The sequence below is a fragment of the Mesorhizobium kowhaii genome (assembly GCF_042431665.1).
GTDB classification, from domain to species: domain Bacteria; phylum Pseudomonadota; class Alphaproteobacteria; order Rhizobiales; family Rhizobiaceae; genus Mesorhizobium; species Mesorhizobium kowhaii.
Map to the genome: position 1 here is coordinate 1 of NZ_JBHLYT010000075.1, position 865 is coordinate 865.

General features: G+C 57.0%; 1 protein-coding gene. It reads right to left on the minus strand.

The window, feature by feature from the left end; translation table 11 throughout:
* Window positions 1–31: 31 nt before the first annotated feature.
* Window positions 32–789 (minus strand): IS5 family transposase gene (locus tag ACFFNA_RS34190; protein ID WP_378924296.1). Its coding sequence is split into 2 segments (ribosomal slippage): window positions 32–462 and window positions 462–789, totalling 759 coding nucleotides; the frame shifts between segments, so codons are not numbered across the junction.
* Window positions 790–865 lie beyond the last annotated feature (76 nt).

The window sequence follows — 865 nt, forward strand, 5'->3', positions numbered from 1 at the left end:
CTGCCAAAGTAGTGCTAGGTTGAGGACTCATTCAAATCCAGGCGGAGATGATAGCCGCGAGAGCAAGGGCTGAGAGGTAGTTCTGTGCATGGCGATCGTATCGTGTTGCGATGCGGCGCCAGTTCTTGAGCTTGCAGAACATGCGCTCGATGACGTTTCGTCTGCGATATGCCTTATGATCGAGTGGATAGGGCGTACGCCGTGAGGCGGTTGATGGAATGACAGCCTTGATCTTCTTCCGCTTAAGCCAATTGCGCAGGCTGTCGGCATCATAGGCTTTGTCGGCCAGGAGCCTTTTGGGCTGGGCCACCATGCCAATCAAGGGAATGGCCATGGTGATGTCGGCGATGTTACCAGGCGTCAGCGCGAAGGCGACCGGTCGGCCGCGATCATCGGCCAAAGCGTGGATTTTGCTCGTTCTTCCACCACGCGAGCGGCCAATCGCTTCCGAGAACTCCCCCTTTTTGAGCCTGCCGCAGATCGATGCGCCTTGACGTGGCTGCTATCGATGGAAAGTTCATCGGGAACAGGTCCGGCAGCAGCCATCTTCTCGAAGATGCGCTGCCAGATGCGGCGCTGCGACCACCTGTTGTAGCGATTGTAGATTGTGGTCGGTGGGCCAAAGGCCGCAGGCACGTCGCGCCAGCGGCAGCCGGTCTTGAGAACATGCAGAATGCCCGAAATCACCGTGCGATCATCAACCCGGGGCTTCCCCGCTTTGCCGTGAGGAAGATGCGGTTCCATCGCCCTCCACGCCTCATCCGACAACCAAAACAGGCCCTTCGACATCAGTTCGACCTCCAGCGACTCATTGATGGCGAAGAATATCAAACAAAATCAGCCTATTGTATGGGTTCTCAACCTA